Below are 477 nucleotides of genomic sequence, written 5' to 3'. Positions count from 1 at the left end.
TGACATCACCGCGCTGTTGGCGGAGAGGAACGCGCCGCGCACCTTCGCGTCGGGCACGGTGGTCATTAGCGCCTGCATGGGCACCATGCGCGGCGTGACCGCCATGCCGGGGCGCACGAGGCCCTTGATGATGATCTTCTCACCGGCCTGCAGGCCGCCGTTGATGACGCGCAGCCCGTCCACCACCGGCCCCAGTTCGATGGGCCGGTACTGGGCCTGGTTGTTCTCGCCCACAACCAGCACGTAGTTGCGCCCTTGGTCGGTGCCCACGGCCTGATCGTCGATCAGGACGGCCTCGCGCGCCGCGCCGGTGGACAGCTTGGCCCGGGCGAACATGCCGGGTGCCATGCGCCCATCCGGGTTGGGCACAACGGCGCGCGCGCGGATCGTGCCGGTGCTTCGGTCAATGGTGTTGCCGACGAAGTCAAGCGCGCCCTTGTGCGGGAAACCCTTGTCCGTGGTCAGCCCGACCTGCAC

General features: G+C 69.0%; 1 protein-coding gene. It reads right to left on the bottom strand.

Going from position 1 to position 477, the window contains the following annotated elements; genetic code table 11:
* Positions 1-477, bottom strand: a 477-nt coding sequence (locus RVY79_RS17305; protein WP_317465715.1) for an efflux RND transporter periplasmic adaptor subunit, incomplete at both ends; no start/stop codon positions are given.

Origin of the sequence: Chromohalobacter sp. HP20-39, from assembly GCF_033052815.1 — a bacterium.
Lineage (GTDB): Bacteria > Pseudomonadota > Gammaproteobacteria > Pseudomonadales > Halomonadaceae > Chromohalobacter.
This window is presented reverse-complemented; position numbering and strand designations above follow the sequence as displayed.